The sequence below is a fragment of the Pseudomonas sp. R15(2017) genome (assembly GCF_002112685.1).
Lineage (GTDB): Bacteria > Pseudomonadota > Gammaproteobacteria > Pseudomonadales > Pseudomonadaceae > Aquipseudomonas > Aquipseudomonas glycinae.
This window is the reverse complement of the sequence record NZ_NEII01000004.1, coordinates 268407-282331: the sequence shown is the minus strand read 5'-3', so window position 1 is coordinate 282331 and position 13925 is coordinate 268407. Positions and strand designations below refer to the sequence as shown.

The window sequence follows — 13925 nt, the reverse complement described above, 5'->3', positions numbered from 1 at the left end:
AGTACAGTTCCGACTACTGGCTGAACGAGGAATTCATATGGCACAAAAAAGCGAAGAGGACGACAAGGTTCGTCTCGACAAGTGGCTGTGGGCCGCGCGTTTTTTCAAGACTCGCGCCTTGGCCAAAGCCGCCATCGAGAGTGGCAAGGTGCATTGTCGGGGAGAGCGCTGCAAGCCTGGCAAAGAACCACGCATTGGCGATGAATTCGAGATTCGCGCCGGCTTCGACGAGAAGACCGTTGTGGTTCAGGCCCTGTCGATCGTGCGTCGCGGCGCACCTGAGGCGCAGACGCTGTATGCCGAGACCGAGGCCAGCATTGCCAAGCGTGAAGCGGCTGCGGCGATGCGCAAGGCGGGCGCTCTGGGTGTGACCACCGACGGCAAACCGAGCAAGAAGCAGCGTCGGGATCTGTTTAAGTTTCGTGGGAACAGTAGCGGCGAATAAAAAAACGCAGCCTGCCGGCCTGGGTTCAAGACCCGTCGGCGGCTGCGTTTTTTATCCAGCCATCTTTGATTACCGCGCGGACACCACGCTCATCCGCGAAACCACCGGCAGCTTGCCCAGCAGCCGGAAGACCGGTGCCGTGACCTTCAACCAGAAGTTCGCCGCGTGATAAGCAAACGGCGTGTAGTAACCCCAGCCCAGTGCCCAAATCGCCAGCAGCAGGCCTCCGATGTAATCGTCCTGACCCCAATGTGCACCGGCGACCAGACGCGGCAACATGAACAGCAGCGCCAGACCCCAGATCACCAGGAACTGACCGACCGTACGGCTGAACACGCCCATGAAAAGAGCCCAGATCAGCAGCACCGAGGCGTGGTCACCGGGGAAGCTCTGGCTCGAGCGGTCCTTCAGCTCCCAGGTCTTCTCCAGATGCGGGAAGTAATCGCTGATATGCACCGCGCCTTCGAGCACCATCGACGGGCTGCTGTGCTGCCAGCCCATGTGATCGGAGAACTTGGAAAACAGCGCGCGGATCACCACCATTAGCAGCAGGATCGAAAAAAAACCGAAAAAGGCGCGGCGCACATCAATTGCCCTGAATACCCAGTCGCCCTTGATCAGCAGCATCAGCAGAATCACGCCGACGACAATGTCGAACGGTCGCAGACTTGCAATTGCCCAGATGTGGAGCCATATGGGGTTGCTGGCCAGCGGTGCGTTGAGTGAGCGGAACAGCCACTCGTCGAAAATCACACACAGCATCTGACCTGTAGGCCATAACCAGAAAGCCAGCAGTGCCAATGGCACAACGTTGCACAGAACCAGCCGGCCGAGGTTCCACCTTGATTGGAACAAACCCGGATTGTTCATAAAATGCCTCCCGTGGCTGAACATCGGCATCAAAAAGGATGCCAGAAGCGCGGGATTTTCATTCTTTGTAACCATTTTGTCATCACATTCAGATACCCAGACCTATGACCGATTTCCTCGATACCGATTACACCCAACGCTTCATCTTCGATGACAGCGACACGCGCGGCGAACTGGTGTCGCTGGAGCGCAGCTACGCCGAAGTGCTCGCCAAGCACCCGTACCCGGAACCGGTTGCGCAATTGCTGGGTGAACTGATGGCTGCCGCCTCATTGCTGGTGGGCACCCTGAAATTCGATGGCTTGCTGATTCTGCAGGCCCGCTCCGAAGGCCCGATCCCGCTGCTGATGATCGAGTGCTCCAGCGAGCGCGAGATTCGTGGCCTGGCGCGCTACCACGCCGAGCAGATCCCGGCCGACGCAACCCTTGGCGACCTGATGCCGAACGGTGTCCTGGCCTTGACCGTCGACCCGATCGCCGGCCAGCGTTATCAGGGCATCGTCGACCTCGACGGCGAAACCCTGTCCGACTGCTTCACCAACTACTTCGTAATGTCCCAGCAGGTCGGCACTCGCTTCAAGCTCTGTGCCGATGGCCGTCGTGCCCGTGGTCTGCTGCTGCAGCAACTGCCGGCCGATCGCCTGAAAGACGAAGAAGAACGCGCCGCCAGCTGGCAGCACATCACCGCGCTGGGCAACACCCTGACCGCTGATGAACTGTTGAGCCTGGACAACGAAACGGTTCTGCATCGCCTCTACCATGAAGAGCAGGTTCGTCTGTTCGATGTGCAGACACTGCGCTTCCACTGCAGTTGCTCCCGCGAGCGTTCGGGCAATGCACTGGTCAGTCTGGGTCTGGAAGATGCGCAGGCACTGGTGGCCGAGCAAGGTGGCCAGGTCGAGATCGATTGCCAGTTCTGCAACCAGCGCTACCTGTTCGACGCAGCGGATATCGCTCAATTGTTCGCTGGCGCGGGCGTCGACACGCCGTCAGATACCCGGCACTAAAACGGTTCAGCGCAGGTAAATTCACTGCTCAACGACGGAATTACGCCGTTACGACGGGAGGGCCCTACTCTTTTTGGGCTTTTCTGGCATAATCCGGCCCACTTTTTTCGCGGTAGTAGTGCACGACTTTCTACTACAAAACGTTTGGAGCACACTCGGCCACTGGCCGACGGGGAACCTCATGACGCAAGCCAATAACGCCGTGTACACCGATCTGAGTGTTGATGATCTGGTAAAAGAAGCCCTGAACCGCGGTGAGGGCGAGCTTGCCGATACCGGCGCTCTGGTTGTTCGCACCGGTCATCGCACCGGCCGTTCGCCAGTCGACCGTTTCATCGTTGAAGAGCCTTCCACCCAGGCAGCCATCGCCTGGGGCCCGATCAACCGCAAGTTCCCGGCCGACAAGTTCGACGCGCTGTGGGCTCGTGTTGAAGCATTCAACAACGCGCAAGAGCATTTCGTTTCCCACGTGCATGTAGGCGCGGCCGAAGATCACTACCTGGCCGTGAAGATGACCACCCAGACTGCCTGGCAGAACCTGTTCGGTCGTTGCCTGTTCATCAACCCGGCCCAGTACAACCCGGCCGGTCGCGAAGAGTGGCAAGTGCTGAACGTCGCCAACTTCGAGTGCGTGCCTGAGCGTGACGGCACCAACTCCGATGGTTGCGTGATCATCAACTTCGCCCAGAAGAAAGTGCTGATCGCCGGCATGCGTTACGCCGGTGAAATGAAGAAAGCCATGTTCTCCGTGCAGAACTTCCTGCTGCCGGCCGCCGACGTGCTGCCAATGCACTGCGCTGCCAACATCGGCGAAGACGGCGACGTGACCCTGTTCTTCGGTCTGTCGGGCACCGGCAAGACCACCCTGTCCGCCGACGAAAGCCGTTACCTGATCGGTGACGACGAACACGGCTGGGGCGAAGGCGTTGTCTTCAACATCGAAGGCGGCTGCTACGCCAAGTGCATCGACTTGTCCGAGAAGAACGAGCCGGTCATCTGGAAAGCCATCAAGCACGGCGCGGTGCTGGAAAACGTCGTGATCGACGACGCCAAGCACGCCGACTACGCCGATGTCAGCCTGACCCAGAACAGCCGCGCGGCCTACCCGCTGGAGCACGTTGCCAAGCGTTCCGAGAAGAACCTGGGCGGCGAGCCGAATGCTGTGATCTTCCTGACCTGCGACCTGACCGGCGTCCTGCCGCCAGTGTCGATCCTCAACGAAGAACAAGCGGCCTACCACTTCCTGTCCGGCTACACCGCTCTGGTGGGCTCGACTGAAATGGGCTCGGGCAGCGGCATCAAGTCGACCTTCTCCACCTGCTTCGGCGCACCGTTCTTCCCGCGTCCGGCCGGCGAATATGCTGAACTGCTGATCAAGCGCATCCGCGGCTTCGGCTCCAAGGTCTACCTGGTCAACACCGGCTGGACCGGCGGCGGCTACGGCGTCGGCAAACGCTTCAACATCCCGACCACCCGTGCGGTGATCGCAGCGATCCAGAGCGGCGCGCTGATCGGTGCAGCCACCGAGCACCTGGACACCATCAACCTGGACGTGCCACTGGCCGTACCGGGCGTCGAAACCAACCTGCTCAACCCACGCAACACTTGGGCTGACAAGGCTGCGTACGACGAAGCTGCAAAAGCACTGGCCGGTCTGTTCATCGAGAACTTCAAGAAGTTCGAAGTGAGCGACGCGATCAAGGCTGCCGGGCCTAAGTTGTAAGACTTAGTTTTGGTGAATGAAAAAGCCGCCTGTTGAGGGCGGCTTTTTTGTGGGTGATGGATTAGTTGCGGTCGCTTTTAATATGCCGACAGCTGGAATGCGGGGGCCATTCTTTCCTGTTCACGTCTCGGAATGCCGAGCGCACCAGCCAATTCCGGCCACTGCGTTACGGTCTCTTTGAAGTCGTTGATGATTTTGTCGGCATCCTCTCGGTCAAGCCGGAAGTTAATCGCCACTTCCCGAGCAAGGTCCAGATCCAGTGCGTTATCAGAGTCCGTGATGTTCAGTTTCAACCCATCCGCGTTCGCCACCGGATTCATGTCGTAAGCCTCAGACAACCTCCACCCGCGACCAGGATCGAGAAGGAATCCGTGGTTGCGCAAGTGGTCGTCGGTGTTCGAAACGAGGATGTTGAAGACGATTCGCGACCACAGCTCGCGCAGGTCGGTGTCGACTTCAGAGCCGTGTTCAATGATTACTCGAGCCAGTTCGATGTAGCTGGCGCCGTTCGAGGCATCGTCACCGTCGACGCGGTCGGTCATGGTCATGGCTGAGGCGAAGTGGAAGCGGCCACCGGATTTGCTTCGGTCAAAGCGCTTGACCATGAAGCAGTGGTGCTGGCTTGCGTAACGTTGAGCGGTGCCAGTCGCTACTCTTAACCCGCAGTTCTTGGCCAGAGCATTCACCACCATTTCCCAGGCACCGACGTCGTAGTCATCTCGAATGCTCGGAAACTTGGCGATCCACAGATGACCGTGGCGATCTGCGACGCTGGCCTTGGGTCTGGCGCCACCCAGCGAGCCGCCGGGTGCGATCAGCATTTTCAACCACTCGCGTCCTTCAAGTGCTGTGTTGTCTGGGTCGTTTTCCAGTGCACGGCTTGCTTGCTCCAGTGCGCGCAACTCCAGAAACGGCGGGGCGGCTATGCCGTCGCGGTCATCAAGAAAGCTGCCTTCATCGTTGAGCTTGTAGCGCAAGCCTCCAACGCGAAAGAGGTCATGTACACCCAGTAGGCAGTCGGATTCGTAAAGCTTGCTGCCGCTTGGCAACAGCCCGTCGCGAATGTCTCGCTCCAGACGCCGTTTCATCAGTAAACGTCCCCAACGATCGGGGCTTGAGTCTGCAAACGCGCCGAACTGGGTTTGGTGCCCGCCGGGAAACTGGTGCCCTTCGAAAAGGTTGATGCGGGGATCGAGCTTTATAAAGCTCAGTTCTGGATCGGCCAGTGCGGCTGGATCGTACTCAAACTCGAACACTTCGTTAGCACGGGCCTTTCTGGCATGCAGAAATCCGAGGCGTCTTGCGCCATTCAAGGATTCCCAATCTGCATAAACCGCAATTCGCGTCATTCTTCACCTGTTTTGGAGCCGCTTTTTTTCTTGTTCAACAGTTCTGAAAGCGAGTGGGTGTTGAGGGGGAAGTCTTCGGTCAGACTGGCGATGTAGGCGCTGTCTTCCTCCACTCGTGTGCTTTTTTCGCCGACCAGAGGCGACTTCTTGATCCTGGATGTTCCGCGTACTCGCTGGGGTTTTGCTCCAGGCAGCAATTGTGCGTCCTGCAATCGGCGCCCCATCTCATCGGCTTCGGCCAGTTTATTCAGGTCCTTTTCCAGCCCGAGTACCTGCATGACCGACAGATAGGCACCGATGGTTACCCCCGAGCCTCCGGACTCTAGAGAGCGCAACGTTGTCAGCGACATGCCTGATCGTTCTGCGACTTGCTTGGCCGTCAGTTTTCGGCGCAGGCGGGCCAGCTTCAGGCGCTCGCCAAACTCGGAAAGCAGTCTGGAGGTCGCCGGCAGGAGCGATGCTGTCTTATTAGCCATGTGCCAATATTCCTTCTTTTTTTAGCTTTAACTACCAGAATAGTAGCACTTAAGACTGAGAGGAATATTCGGCAAGACAACTGGAGGCAGAAACGCCTAATTGGAAGCATTCCAGCTGTTTTTATGGCTAATGAGCAGAATTTTGGTACTTATTTGTCTTGGTCATTGTCAGCACACGGGGCGTTGTGAAGATGTTCTTCGATTTTCAGCGGCATCTTTGGAGCAGGTTTCGAGTTGAGGTCTCCGTGCTCGCGGCGAAAGATTTCATCCGCCTGTTTGACGCTTTCCATCTGCTCATCAAAAAATTTGCTCACGAGAATCTCCATTGTTTGATTGGGTTTTTTCCATCGCTCTCAGGTAGCGCCTGACTCAGCCTCAGGCCGGCGCTTTCCAGTTGAGCATTCGCTGCTGGGCGACCTGGAGCAGGTCATAGCCGTCTTTGGTGAGAAGGTAGAGTGCGTGTGTGATGTGCGGGATGTCTTCGACGTCGGCGTGTTTGAAGCAGAGGCAGTAGAGGGTTTGCAGCAAGTCGCTTGAGGCGCGCAGGCGCTGGACGGCGCATTCGAGGATGTCTTGCGGGTTGGCCTCGGTGTCGATGACGAGGGGCTTGGTGTCGGTGAGGTTGGAGTCGAGTGGGCGGTAGCGATCGGAGTGGAGCTCGTTCCATGATTTCATTTTTTAGATCCTCAATTGCTTCGAATGAAGCCACCACATCGTGACCAAGCGACTGGAGGCGACTGTGTTCGGGTTGGTCAACCGGTGAGGATCATGCACATACCCGGCACGCTCGAGAGCGTCCCAAACACAGCCACCATAACGCTGCTGGCAATTGAGTGCCGGCAGCATACAGCGGACGCGAATGCATGATCCATTCGGGTGACCAAGCCCGAGCCGCTGAATTGGCAGCGACAGCCACAACTATAGGTTTCGGCCCACTGGGGCTGATAGAAGACAAGGCGCCGCTGCGTGTAGGAACGGGATGCAGATTCGGGCAGTCCGTTCCTACAGATCAATCACGGTTTTCAACGAATTGCTCGATATCCTTCAACATCCAGCACACTCGTCGTCAGCCCGGTCGCCGGGGTGTAGATCCCGCCTTTCACCGTCGAGAACGGCACGCCTTTGCTGCCCAGCGAAACGTAGCGCTCGCCTTGATCCAGCTCGGTGAACCAGGTGTAGGAGCACTTCTCCATGGCCTTGTATTTCGCTGCCGCGTTGACGATGGCGGCGGCATGGTTGCGCAGGTCGGCGTCGGTGAGGTTGAGGTTTTTGTCGAGTACGGTGCCCCAGCGTTTCAGGCAGACCTCGGCAAAGTGGCGGACGATGAGGCCGGGTTCGGCCAGCACTTTGGGACCACTGTTGCCATCGGCGGAGGCGTTACCGACCAGGGTGGCGTGACGGCCAGGCATCGGGAAGATGCTGGTCTTGGTGCCGGTCGCGGTTTGCGGGATGACGCAGCTGAAACCCTTGGAGCGTTCGTCCCGTGCATAAAAGCCCACGTATTCCTTTACGTTGTAATTGAGTTTAACCCGATGCTCCTGAAAGTTACCGATACCAGGTACCGGATCAATGGCGAAGATATTAACCGGAATGTTTGTCAGCATGCTGTCATTGAACATAGCGTTGGCCAGCATATGGCAACTGATACCGCCACGGCTCCAGCCCACCAGATTGACTTTTGTTGGAATAACGCCGTCCTTGCGGAAGGTTTTAATGATTTGTTCCTGCAATTTCTGTTGGGTGACGCTGCGGTCACCATAGTTATATTTGCGCCATAGCCAGGAACCTTCGACCTTTACATCTTCAATCGGGATGCCGGCGGCTTTGAGGCGGTTGTATTCCGCTTCGGTCAATTGCTCGCGCTGCCAGTCACACTTGCCTTTGATGATGTTTACCGCGTGCTGGACGTTTTCCTCCCAGCCCTTGCCGAACAGGGTTCCGCTGAGGCCGTAGTCCTTTGATTGGGTGAACAGTTCATCGGCTTGCAGGTTACTGGTGCCGGGGCCGTCGACCACGATCCATTCGGCGAACTCGCGACCCGCGTGATGTGAGGCGAGTGTGGATACCAATTCACCATCCCAATAATTTTCGTGGGCGTTATCAAACTTTGTCGAACCTGTACCGCAAAAGAAAATAGTTAACGTAGTCATGTTGTTGCTCCTGGTTGATGTAAGAGCAAGCAGGCTAGTTCTCAACTTTGCAGTAATGGAAGCGATGGGTTGTTGCGAACTTTGTAAGTTTTGGATCTGGCGTTAATTATTTATTCGTTGCCTGGCAACTTCCAGCAAGTCACAACCGTCTTGGGTCAATAAATAAAGCGCATTGACGATGTTGGGGATGTCTTTCACATCGGCCTGTTTGAAACACAAGCAGTAAAGAGTTTCCAGCAGATCGCTGGCGGCACGCAGACGTTGATCGGCGGCATTGAGCAGGTCTCCCGGTTCTGCCTCGGTGTCGATAACCAATACCGGTTTTTCGCTGTCGCAAGTCTTGAGAGGGCGAAAACGGGTATTCAGCGGTTTGTACATATTCATGATCAAGGTGTGTCCCTTACGAAGTCGCTTCGGTGAGCCGACACGGAGTTTTCAGTCGCGCCAGCCACTATAGAAGGGCGCTGACCGGAGGGACAATACGGCCGCAATGGACAGATTTCGTAAGGGTTTTTTCCATGATATGGGCATTTGCCCTACATGTTTATTCGGTTTTTCAAAGCCAAACCCTTATTGGCGAATTTTCCGACGTGATTATCAGGCGTTTCAGAGTAAACCTCTGTATGGTGCGCGCCAGAATCCGTAGGGCGTTTCCAAACGTCCTGCACAGGCTTAAAGGGAATTAGGTATGCAGTGGCTACGAATGGCCTCGATCGTTTTGCTGTGGGTTAGTGGTTGTCGTCTGGCGTTGGCCTCCGACGCGGGCAACGGGTTGGTGCTTGCCAACCTGGAGCGCACCGGTTGGCCCGACGCGCTCGCCACTCAGGCCGACATCGACACGGCTGCCCGCGCGGAGGTGCTGGTTTTCGCCAAGGCTCTGCTGGCAAGCGAAGCCCTGGACGAGCCGGAACTCACACAACGACTGGGCGTGCAGCAAATGCAGCTCAAGTCGATCAGACAAGTACGCGACGGTCTGTGGGATCGCCTGCTCAACACCTACCGCAATGCCAGCACTCAGTGCGACGAGCAAGCATTTTGCCCCCGTATCCGCAGCGTTGCCGACTTGCGTCAACTGGCGGCAGCCTTCACCGGCGATATCAGCCCGGCTCATGCACGATGGGCGAGCAAGAGCCTCGATGTGCATGAACGGGTGCTGGATGAGCAACTGCGGGTAGCCGTATTGCGGCCCTGACACAGCGCTTGCGGGGGTTAAGTCGATGGCGCTTCGGTGACGGTCACAACGTTGGCCAGGATCGGCGGAAAGTCGTCTGGAGAGGGCGTGCAGCCTCCCAGCAGCAGGGAGGCAAAGATCAGGGCGAGGGGCAGTTTCAAGTTGTTCGACATATTCACTCCTTGGTAAAAATCCATGCACATGGGCCGTCCTGGCTCAAGGCGTGACGGACATTACCCTCGGGTCGTTCCACACGGCGATGAACAAAGTGTTTCATTTGATTGATCCCTTGACCGAGCCGGCGACCCTGTATCATCCCGTTTCGATTTGACCCCCGACCTATTCTCGACTCGCTGCAATTGCCCGCTAGGCTGTTGGCATCACAGCGGTCAACGGAGTGACAGCGAATGCACAACACCCTGGAACAGGTTTTCGGTTATCCACAGTTTCGACCCGGCCAGGAGACCGCAATCAGCGTCGTTCTCGCCGGGCGCTCGGCCGCCGCGATATTTCCCACCGGCTCCGGCAAATCCCTTTGTTATCAGGTCCCGGCACTCTTGCTGCCACACCTGACGCTGGTGGTCTCACCGTTGCTGGCGCTGATGCAGGATCAGCTCGAGTTCTTGCGCCGGCACGGGATATCCGCAGGCAGCATCGACTCGGCACAGACCCGCGAAGACGCCAACGATGTGATGGCCCGCGCACGTTCGGGTGAACTGAAGATCCTGATGATTTCCGTGGAGCGTTTGAAGAACGAGCGCTTTCGCAATTTTTTGCAGCAGGTGCCGATCTCGCTGCTGGTGGTGGACGAGGCGCACTGCATCTCCGAATGGGGCCACAACTTTCGGCCTGACTACCTCAAGCTGCCGGACTACCAGCGCCAGTTCAACATCCCGCAAACCCTGCTGCTGACTGCCACGGCAACGCCGAAAGTGATCGCCGACATGCAGGCGAAATTCTCCATTGCTGAAGACGATGTGGTGACCACCGGTTTCTATCGGCCCAACCTCAATCTGCTGGTCGAGCCGGTGCGTGGGCAGGACAAGCGCCGACGGCTGGTGGAGTGGATGAGCGCGCGCGCGGGCCAGCCGAGCATCGTTTACGTCACCCTGCAGAAAACCGCCGAGCAGATTGCCGAACATCTTGAGCGCAATGGCATTCAGGCCGAGGCTTATCACGCCGGTTTGCCCCATGAACAGCGGGACGCGATCCAGAAGCGCTTCATGGGTGGGCAGTCCAATTGCATCGTCGCCACCATCGCCTTCGGAATGGGCATCGACAAGAGCGACATCCGCAACGTGGTGCATTTCGACCTGCCCAAATCCATCGAAAACTACAGCCAGGAAATCGGCCGTGCGGGGCGTGACGGGCAGCCGTCCGACTGCCTGGTACTGGCCAACCGCGACGGCCTCAACGTGCTGGAAAACTTCGTGTATGGCGACACGCCGGAACAGGACGGCATTCGTCATGTGCTGGACGAGTTGCAGGCTGCTGCATCGGAAGGCCAATGGGAGTTTCTGCTCGGGCCGCTGGCGGATCAGAGCAACATTCGTGCGTTGCCCTTGAAGACGCTGTTGGTGCAATTGGAGTTGCGAGGACTGATTGCCCCGCGCTACGCGTACTACGCCGAGTACCGTTTCAAATACCTGCTTGAGCCCGAGGCTTTGCTCGAGCGTTTCGAAGGTGAACGCAGGGATTTCGTCGCCGCAATCATCCACACGTCGAGCCGTGCGCGCACTTGGGCCACGGTGAATTTCGAGGCGATGTACGAGCAGTATTCCGCCGATCGCAACCGGGTGGTGAAGGCACTGGATTATTTCCAGGAGAAGGGCTGGGTCGAGCTTGAGAGCAAGCAGATGACCGAGGTCTACAACGTCCTGCGTGGTGATTTCGACAGCCAGGCCTTGAGCGCTGAACTGCATGAGTACTTCACCCGCCATGAGCAAACCGAAGTGGCGCGGATTCACGCCATGCTCGAGCTGTTCGCCACCGAGCGATGTCTCGGTTATCGGTTAGCCGAATATTTTGGCGATCACAATGCGCCTCAGCGGTGCGGACATTGTTCCGTGTGCCATGGGCAAGTCGCCCGGCTGCCGGCGCCGCCGGAATTGCCGGCGCTTGTGGATAAAAACTTTACGGAGTTGTGTGGGGAATTTATCCACAGGCATCAGCAGCACGCTGGCAGTGCTCCGTCGGCCGAGCGGCTGACCCGGTTCCTCTGCGGAATCAGTGTGCCGCTGTTTACCAAACTCAAGGTGCGGGCCATTTCGGGGTTTGCGGCACTGGAGGAGTATCCCTACGCCGAGGTTCGGGCCTGGGCTCAGACGCATCTTTGAGCTCTCGAATCCATCTGCTGAATGTCGATCATCACGGCAATGAACTTCAAAAATGGCCGGTGGCTGACTATGGTGATGGCTGTCTTCGGATCGCCAACAAGAGAACAACATGAGCCAGACATCCTTCACTATTCAGCAGGCCGCCGTGATCGGCGCCGGCACCATGGGCCGCGGCATCGTCATGTGCCTGGCCAATGCCGGCGTGTCAGTGCAGTGGGTCGATAACAATCCACAGATGCTCGAGCAGGCGCTGTCCAGCGTGGCCGAGACTTATGCACACAACGTGCGACAGGGACGGATCGATCAGGCCGAAGCCGATGCGCGGATTGCCCGTGTCAGCACGGCGGCCGACTATGTGGCGATCCGTAATGTCGATCTGGTGATCGAAGCGGTGTACGAGAATCTTGAGCTCAAGCAGAAGATCTTCCGCGAGCTCGATGGCGTGCTGAAGCCCGAGGCGCTGTTGGCGAGCAATACTTCGGCGCTGGACATCGACGCCATTGCGGCCGCGACACGGCGGCCGACTCAAGTGCTGGGCCTGCATTTCTTCAGCCCGGCGCACATCATGAAGTTGCTGGAAATAGTCCGTGGCGCGCAGACCGCACCGGCTGTGCTGGAGGCTGCGCTGGACCTGGGCAAGCGCATGGGCAAGGTCAGTGTGGTATCGGGCAACTGCCACGGCTTTATCGGCAATCGCATGCTCCATCCGTACGTGCTCGAAGCGCGCAAGATGTTGCTCGAAGGGGCGTACCCGCATCAGGTCGATGCAGCCTTGCAGAGCTTCGGTTTTGCCATGGGGCCGTTTCGCATGTACGACGTGGTCGGCATCGATCTCGAGTGGCGTGCCCGCGAGCTGGCAGGCAAGGGGCAGGACGCGCCAGAGGTTCAGGTGGATAACCGTTTGTGCGAGCAGGGTCGGTTCGGTCAGAAGTCCGGCAACGGTTATTACCATTACGAGCCGGGCAGCCGTCAGGCCGAGCATGATCCCGAGGTCGATGCGCTGGTGTTGAGTGTCAGCGAAGGGTTGGGATTTCATCGGCGGGATATCGGCTCGGAGGAGATCCTCGAGCGGTGTCTGCTGGCGTTGGTCAACGAGGGCGCGAAGATCCTGCAGGAAGGGATTGCCGAGTCGGCGCATGACATCGATCAGGTCTATCTGAATGGCTATGGCTTCCCAGCGGAGCGGGGCGGGCCGATGGCCTGGGCGGACGATCAGGGGCTGGCCGATATTCACAAGCGATTGCTGGCGCTGGAGACCCGGCAGGGCGATCACTGGCGGCCGGCGCCATTGATCGGCGAGCTGGCGGCGCGAGGCAAAGGTTTTTACCTTTAGACTGGGCAGATCACTCCAGGAATCAACACTGATGTCCAACCCGATGCCGCAACGCAGCGATTACCCGCATTTCCAGCCGATCACTACGCGCTGGCACGACAATGACGCCTACGGCCACGTCAATAACGTCACCTATTACAGCTTCTTCGATACGGCGGTGAACACCTACCTGATCCAGGTTGGAGGGCTGGATATTCATGACGGCGAGGTGGTGGGGTTTGTGGTGAGTTCGTCTTGCGACTACTTCGCGTCGATCGCTTTTCCGGATCGAATCGAGATTGGCCTGCGGGTCGGGAAACTGGGCAACAGTTCGGTGCAATACGAACTGGCGGTGTTCAAGGAGGGAGAGGAGGAAGCCAGTGCCGCTGGACGTTTTGTGCATGTATTCGTCGACCGGGCGTCCAATCAGCCGGTGTCGATCCCGGCCCCATTGCGCGAAGCGCTGGAACGCCTGGCGATGTGACAGGCAAAAAAAATCGCAGCCCGGGGGAGCTGCGATCTGGATGTATCGGCTAAAGAGGCCAGGCCTCAGTCGCGGTAGTAGCGGTGGTGCTTGCGATGGCCATAGGCATGGCCACGACCTGGGTGACGGTCACGGTAGTAGCGACGATCATCATGGCGACGATCGTAATGATGATCATCGTCATCGCTCTTGTTGCCCATGTAGTTGCCCAGCGCGCCACCCGCGCCGCCACCGGCTGCTGCGCCGATCAGGCTGCCGGTGGTGCCGCCCATGCTGCGGCCGACCACGTTGCCGCCGGCTGCGCCCAGCGCACCGCCGATGGCTGCTTCGCCACGGCTGCGCTTGTCGGCGCCCACCGCACTACCACCCGCGCCGCCCAGGGCTGCGCCAATGGTTGAACCTGTACTGCCGCCTAAGGATTGACCGACGACCGAGCCAAGAACCCCGCCCAATGCGCCGCCCACACCTGCTTCGGTGGTGCCTCCGGCAGAAGCGAAGCCACTGACCAGGCCAAGGGACAACAAGAGAATCGAGGAGAACTTCATAGAGGAGCCTCAAAGGGATGACGGCGCGATCCTGAGGCTCTGCGATGGGCGTGACAA

General features: G+C 58.3%; 16 protein-coding genes. 7 read left to right on the top strand and 9 right to left on the bottom strand.

What is annotated here, in order from left to right; genetic code table 11:
- Positions 1–37: 37 nt before the first annotated feature.
- Complete coding sequence (locus tag CAF77_RS11020) at positions 38–445, top strand: RNA-binding S4 domain-containing protein (protein ID WP_011331966.1); 408 nt, start codon at positions 38–40, stop codon at positions 443–445.
- A gap of 69 nt (positions 446–514) precedes the next feature.
- Here the strand turns inward: CAF77_RS11020 and CAF77_RS11015 are convergent, their stop codons facing one another.
- Positions 515–1315: a phosphatase PAP2 family protein gene (locus CAF77_RS11015; protein ID WP_064382746.1), complete on the bottom strand. Its 801-nt coding sequence runs from the start codon at positions 1313–1315 to the stop codon at positions 515–517.
- A gap of 104 nt (positions 1316–1419) precedes the next feature.
- Here CAF77_RS11015 and hslO point away from each other — a divergent pair, with 104 nt between their 5' ends.
- Positions 1420–2322: an Hsp33 family molecular chaperone HslO gene (gene hslO, locus CAF77_RS11010; RefSeq protein WP_064382747.1), complete on the top strand. Its 903-nt coding sequence runs from the start codon at positions 1420–1422 to the stop codon at positions 2320–2322.
- A 181-nt stretch (positions 2323–2503) separates the two neighbouring features.
- Positions 2504–4045 carry a phosphoenolpyruvate carboxykinase gene (locus tag CAF77_RS11005; RefSeq protein WP_064382748.1) on the top strand — a complete coding sequence of 514 codons (1542 nt, stop codon included), beginning with the start codon at positions 2504–2506 and terminating at the stop codon, positions 4043–4045.
- A gap of 77 nt (positions 4046–4122) precedes the next feature.
- Here the strand turns inward: CAF77_RS11005 and CAF77_RS11000 are convergent, their stop codons facing one another.
- The 6 genes from CAF77_RS11000 to CAF77_RS10980 all read right to left on the bottom strand — a co-directional run bounded on the left by CAF77_RS11000 (position 4123) and on the right by CAF77_RS10980 (position 8404).
- The gene (locus CAF77_RS11000; protein WP_064382749.1) at positions 4123–5394 is read right to left on the bottom strand and encodes a type II toxin-antitoxin system HipA family toxin; all 1272 of its coding nucleotides are present in this window, start codon (positions 5392–5394) and stop codon (positions 4123–4125) included.
- A complete protein-coding gene (locus CAF77_RS10995; RefSeq protein WP_085654484.1) occupies positions 5391–5870 on the bottom strand; it encodes a helix-turn-helix domain-containing protein in 480 nt (159 codons plus the stop codon). The genes CAF77_RS11000 and CAF77_RS10995 overlap by 4 nt, the downstream gene beginning before the upstream one ends.
- Before the next feature lie 149 nt (positions 5871–6019).
- Positions 6020–6184, bottom strand: a complete 165-nt coding sequence (locus CAF77_RS29350) for a hypothetical protein (protein ID WP_170928947.1) — start codon at positions 6182–6184, stop codon at positions 6020–6022.
- Between the two features lie 61 nt (positions 6185–6245).
- Positions 6246–6545 (bottom strand): hypothetical protein, encoded by a 300-nt coding sequence (locus tag CAF77_RS10990; RefSeq protein WP_007952679.1) that lies wholly within the window; start codon positions 6543–6545, stop codon positions 6246–6248.
- A 347-nt stretch (positions 6546–6892) separates the two neighbouring features.
- On the bottom strand, positions 6893–8020 hold the full coding sequence (locus CAF77_RS10985) for a hypothetical protein (RefSeq protein WP_064382751.1): 1128 nt from the start codon (positions 8018–8020) through the stop codon (positions 6893–6895).
- Positions 8021–8122: 102 nt separating this feature from the next.
- A complete protein-coding gene (locus CAF77_RS10980; RefSeq protein ID WP_064382752.1) occupies positions 8123–8404 on the bottom strand; it encodes a hypothetical protein in 282 nt (93 codons plus the stop codon).
- A gap of 304 nt (positions 8405–8708) precedes the next feature.
- On the opposite strand from CAF77_RS10980, the gene CAF77_RS10975 reads away from it, so the two are divergent.
- Positions 8709–9212: a hypothetical protein gene (locus tag CAF77_RS10975; protein WP_064382753.1), complete on the top strand. Its 504-nt coding sequence runs from the start codon at positions 8709–8711 to the stop codon at positions 9210–9212.
- Positions 9213–9229: 17 nt separating this feature from the next.
- On the opposite strand, the gene CAF77_RS29510 is transcribed toward CAF77_RS10975, so the two are convergent.
- The gene (locus tag CAF77_RS29510; RefSeq protein WP_256576150.1) at positions 9230–9364 is read right to left on the bottom strand and encodes a hypothetical protein; all 135 of its coding nucleotides are present in this window, start codon (positions 9362–9364) and stop codon (positions 9230–9232) included.
- A gap of 234 nt (positions 9365–9598) precedes the next feature.
- Between CAF77_RS29510 and CAF77_RS10970 the strand changes: the two genes are divergently transcribed.
- The 3 genes from CAF77_RS10970 (at position 9599) to CAF77_RS10960 (ending at position 13323) form a co-directional block, all read left to right on the top strand.
- On the top strand, positions 9599–11527 hold the full coding sequence (locus CAF77_RS10970; RefSeq protein WP_064382754.1) for an ATP-dependent DNA helicase RecQ: 1929 nt from the start codon (positions 9599–9601) through the stop codon (positions 11525–11527).
- Between the two features lie 109 nt (positions 11528–11636).
- Positions 11637–12860 (top strand): 3-hydroxyacyl-CoA dehydrogenase, encoded by a 1224-nt coding sequence (locus CAF77_RS10965; RefSeq protein ID WP_064382755.1) that lies wholly within the window; start codon positions 11637–11639, stop codon positions 12858–12860.
- 31 nt (positions 12861–12891) lie between these two features.
- A complete protein-coding gene (locus CAF77_RS10960; RefSeq protein WP_064382756.1) occupies positions 12892–13323 on the top strand; it encodes a thioesterase family protein in 432 nt (143 codons plus the stop codon).
- A gap of 65 nt (positions 13324–13388) precedes the next feature.
- Here the strand turns inward: CAF77_RS10960 and CAF77_RS10955 are convergent, their stop codons facing one another.
- The gene (locus CAF77_RS10955) at positions 13389–13868 is read right to left on the bottom strand and encodes a YMGG-like glycine zipper-containing protein (protein ID WP_064382757.1); all 480 of its coding nucleotides are present in this window, start codon (positions 13866–13868) and stop codon (positions 13389–13391) included.
- Between the last annotated feature and the right edge of the window lie 57 nt (positions 13869–13925).

Bases quoted from the DNA above. Each gene is read 5' to 3' on its own strand.
- CAF77_RS11020 (WP_011331966.1), top strand. From the start codon at position 38: ATGGCACAAAAAAGCGAAGAGGACGACAAGGTTCGTCTCGACAAGTGG.
- CAF77_RS11015 (WP_064382746.1), bottom strand. From the start codon at position 1,315: ATGAACAATCCGGGTTTGTTCCAATCAAGGTGGAACCTCGGCCGGCTG.
- hslO (WP_064382747.1), top strand. From the start codon at position 1,420: ATGACCGATTTCCTCGATACCGATTACACCCAACGCTTCATCTTCGAT.
- CAF77_RS11005 (WP_064382748.1), top strand. From the start codon at position 2,504: ATGACGCAAGCCAATAACGCCGTGTACACCGATCTGAGTGTTGATGAT.
- CAF77_RS11000 (WP_064382749.1), bottom strand. From the start codon at position 5,394: ATGACGCGAATTGCGGTTTATGCAGATTGGGAATCCTTGAATGGCGCA.
- CAF77_RS10995 (WP_085654484.1), bottom strand. From the start codon at position 5,870: ATGGCTAATAAGACAGCATCGCTCCTGCCGGCGACCTCCAGACTGCTT.
- CAF77_RS10990 (WP_007952679.1), bottom strand. From the start codon at position 6,545: ATGAAATCATGGAACGAGCTCCACTCCGATCGCTACCGCCCACTCGAC.
- CAF77_RS10985 (WP_064382751.1), bottom strand. From the start codon at position 8,020: ATGACTACGTTAACTATTTTCTTTTGCGGTACAGGTTCGACAAAGTTT.
- CAF77_RS10980 (WP_064382752.1), bottom strand. From the start codon at position 8,404: ATGAATATGTACAAACCGCTGAATACCCGTTTTCGCCCTCTCAAGACT.
- CAF77_RS10975 (WP_064382753.1), top strand. From the start codon at position 8,709: ATGCAGTGGCTACGAATGGCCTCGATCGTTTTGCTGTGGGTTAGTGGT.
- CAF77_RS29510 (WP_256576150.1), bottom strand. From the start codon at position 9,364: ATGTCGAACAACTTGAAACTGCCCCTCGCCCTGATCTTTGCCTCCCTG.
- CAF77_RS10970 (WP_064382754.1), top strand. From the start codon at position 9,599: ATGCACAACACCCTGGAACAGGTTTTCGGTTATCCACAGTTTCGACCC.
- CAF77_RS10965 (WP_064382755.1), top strand. From the start codon at position 11,637: ATGAGCCAGACATCCTTCACTATTCAGCAGGCCGCCGTGATCGGCGCC.
- CAF77_RS10960 (WP_064382756.1), top strand. From the start codon at position 12,892: ATGTCCAACCCGATGCCGCAACGCAGCGATTACCCGCATTTCCAGCCG.
- CAF77_RS10955 (WP_064382757.1), bottom strand. From the start codon at position 13,868: ATGAAGTTCTCCTCGATTCTCTTGTTGTCCCTTGGCCTGGTCAGTGGC.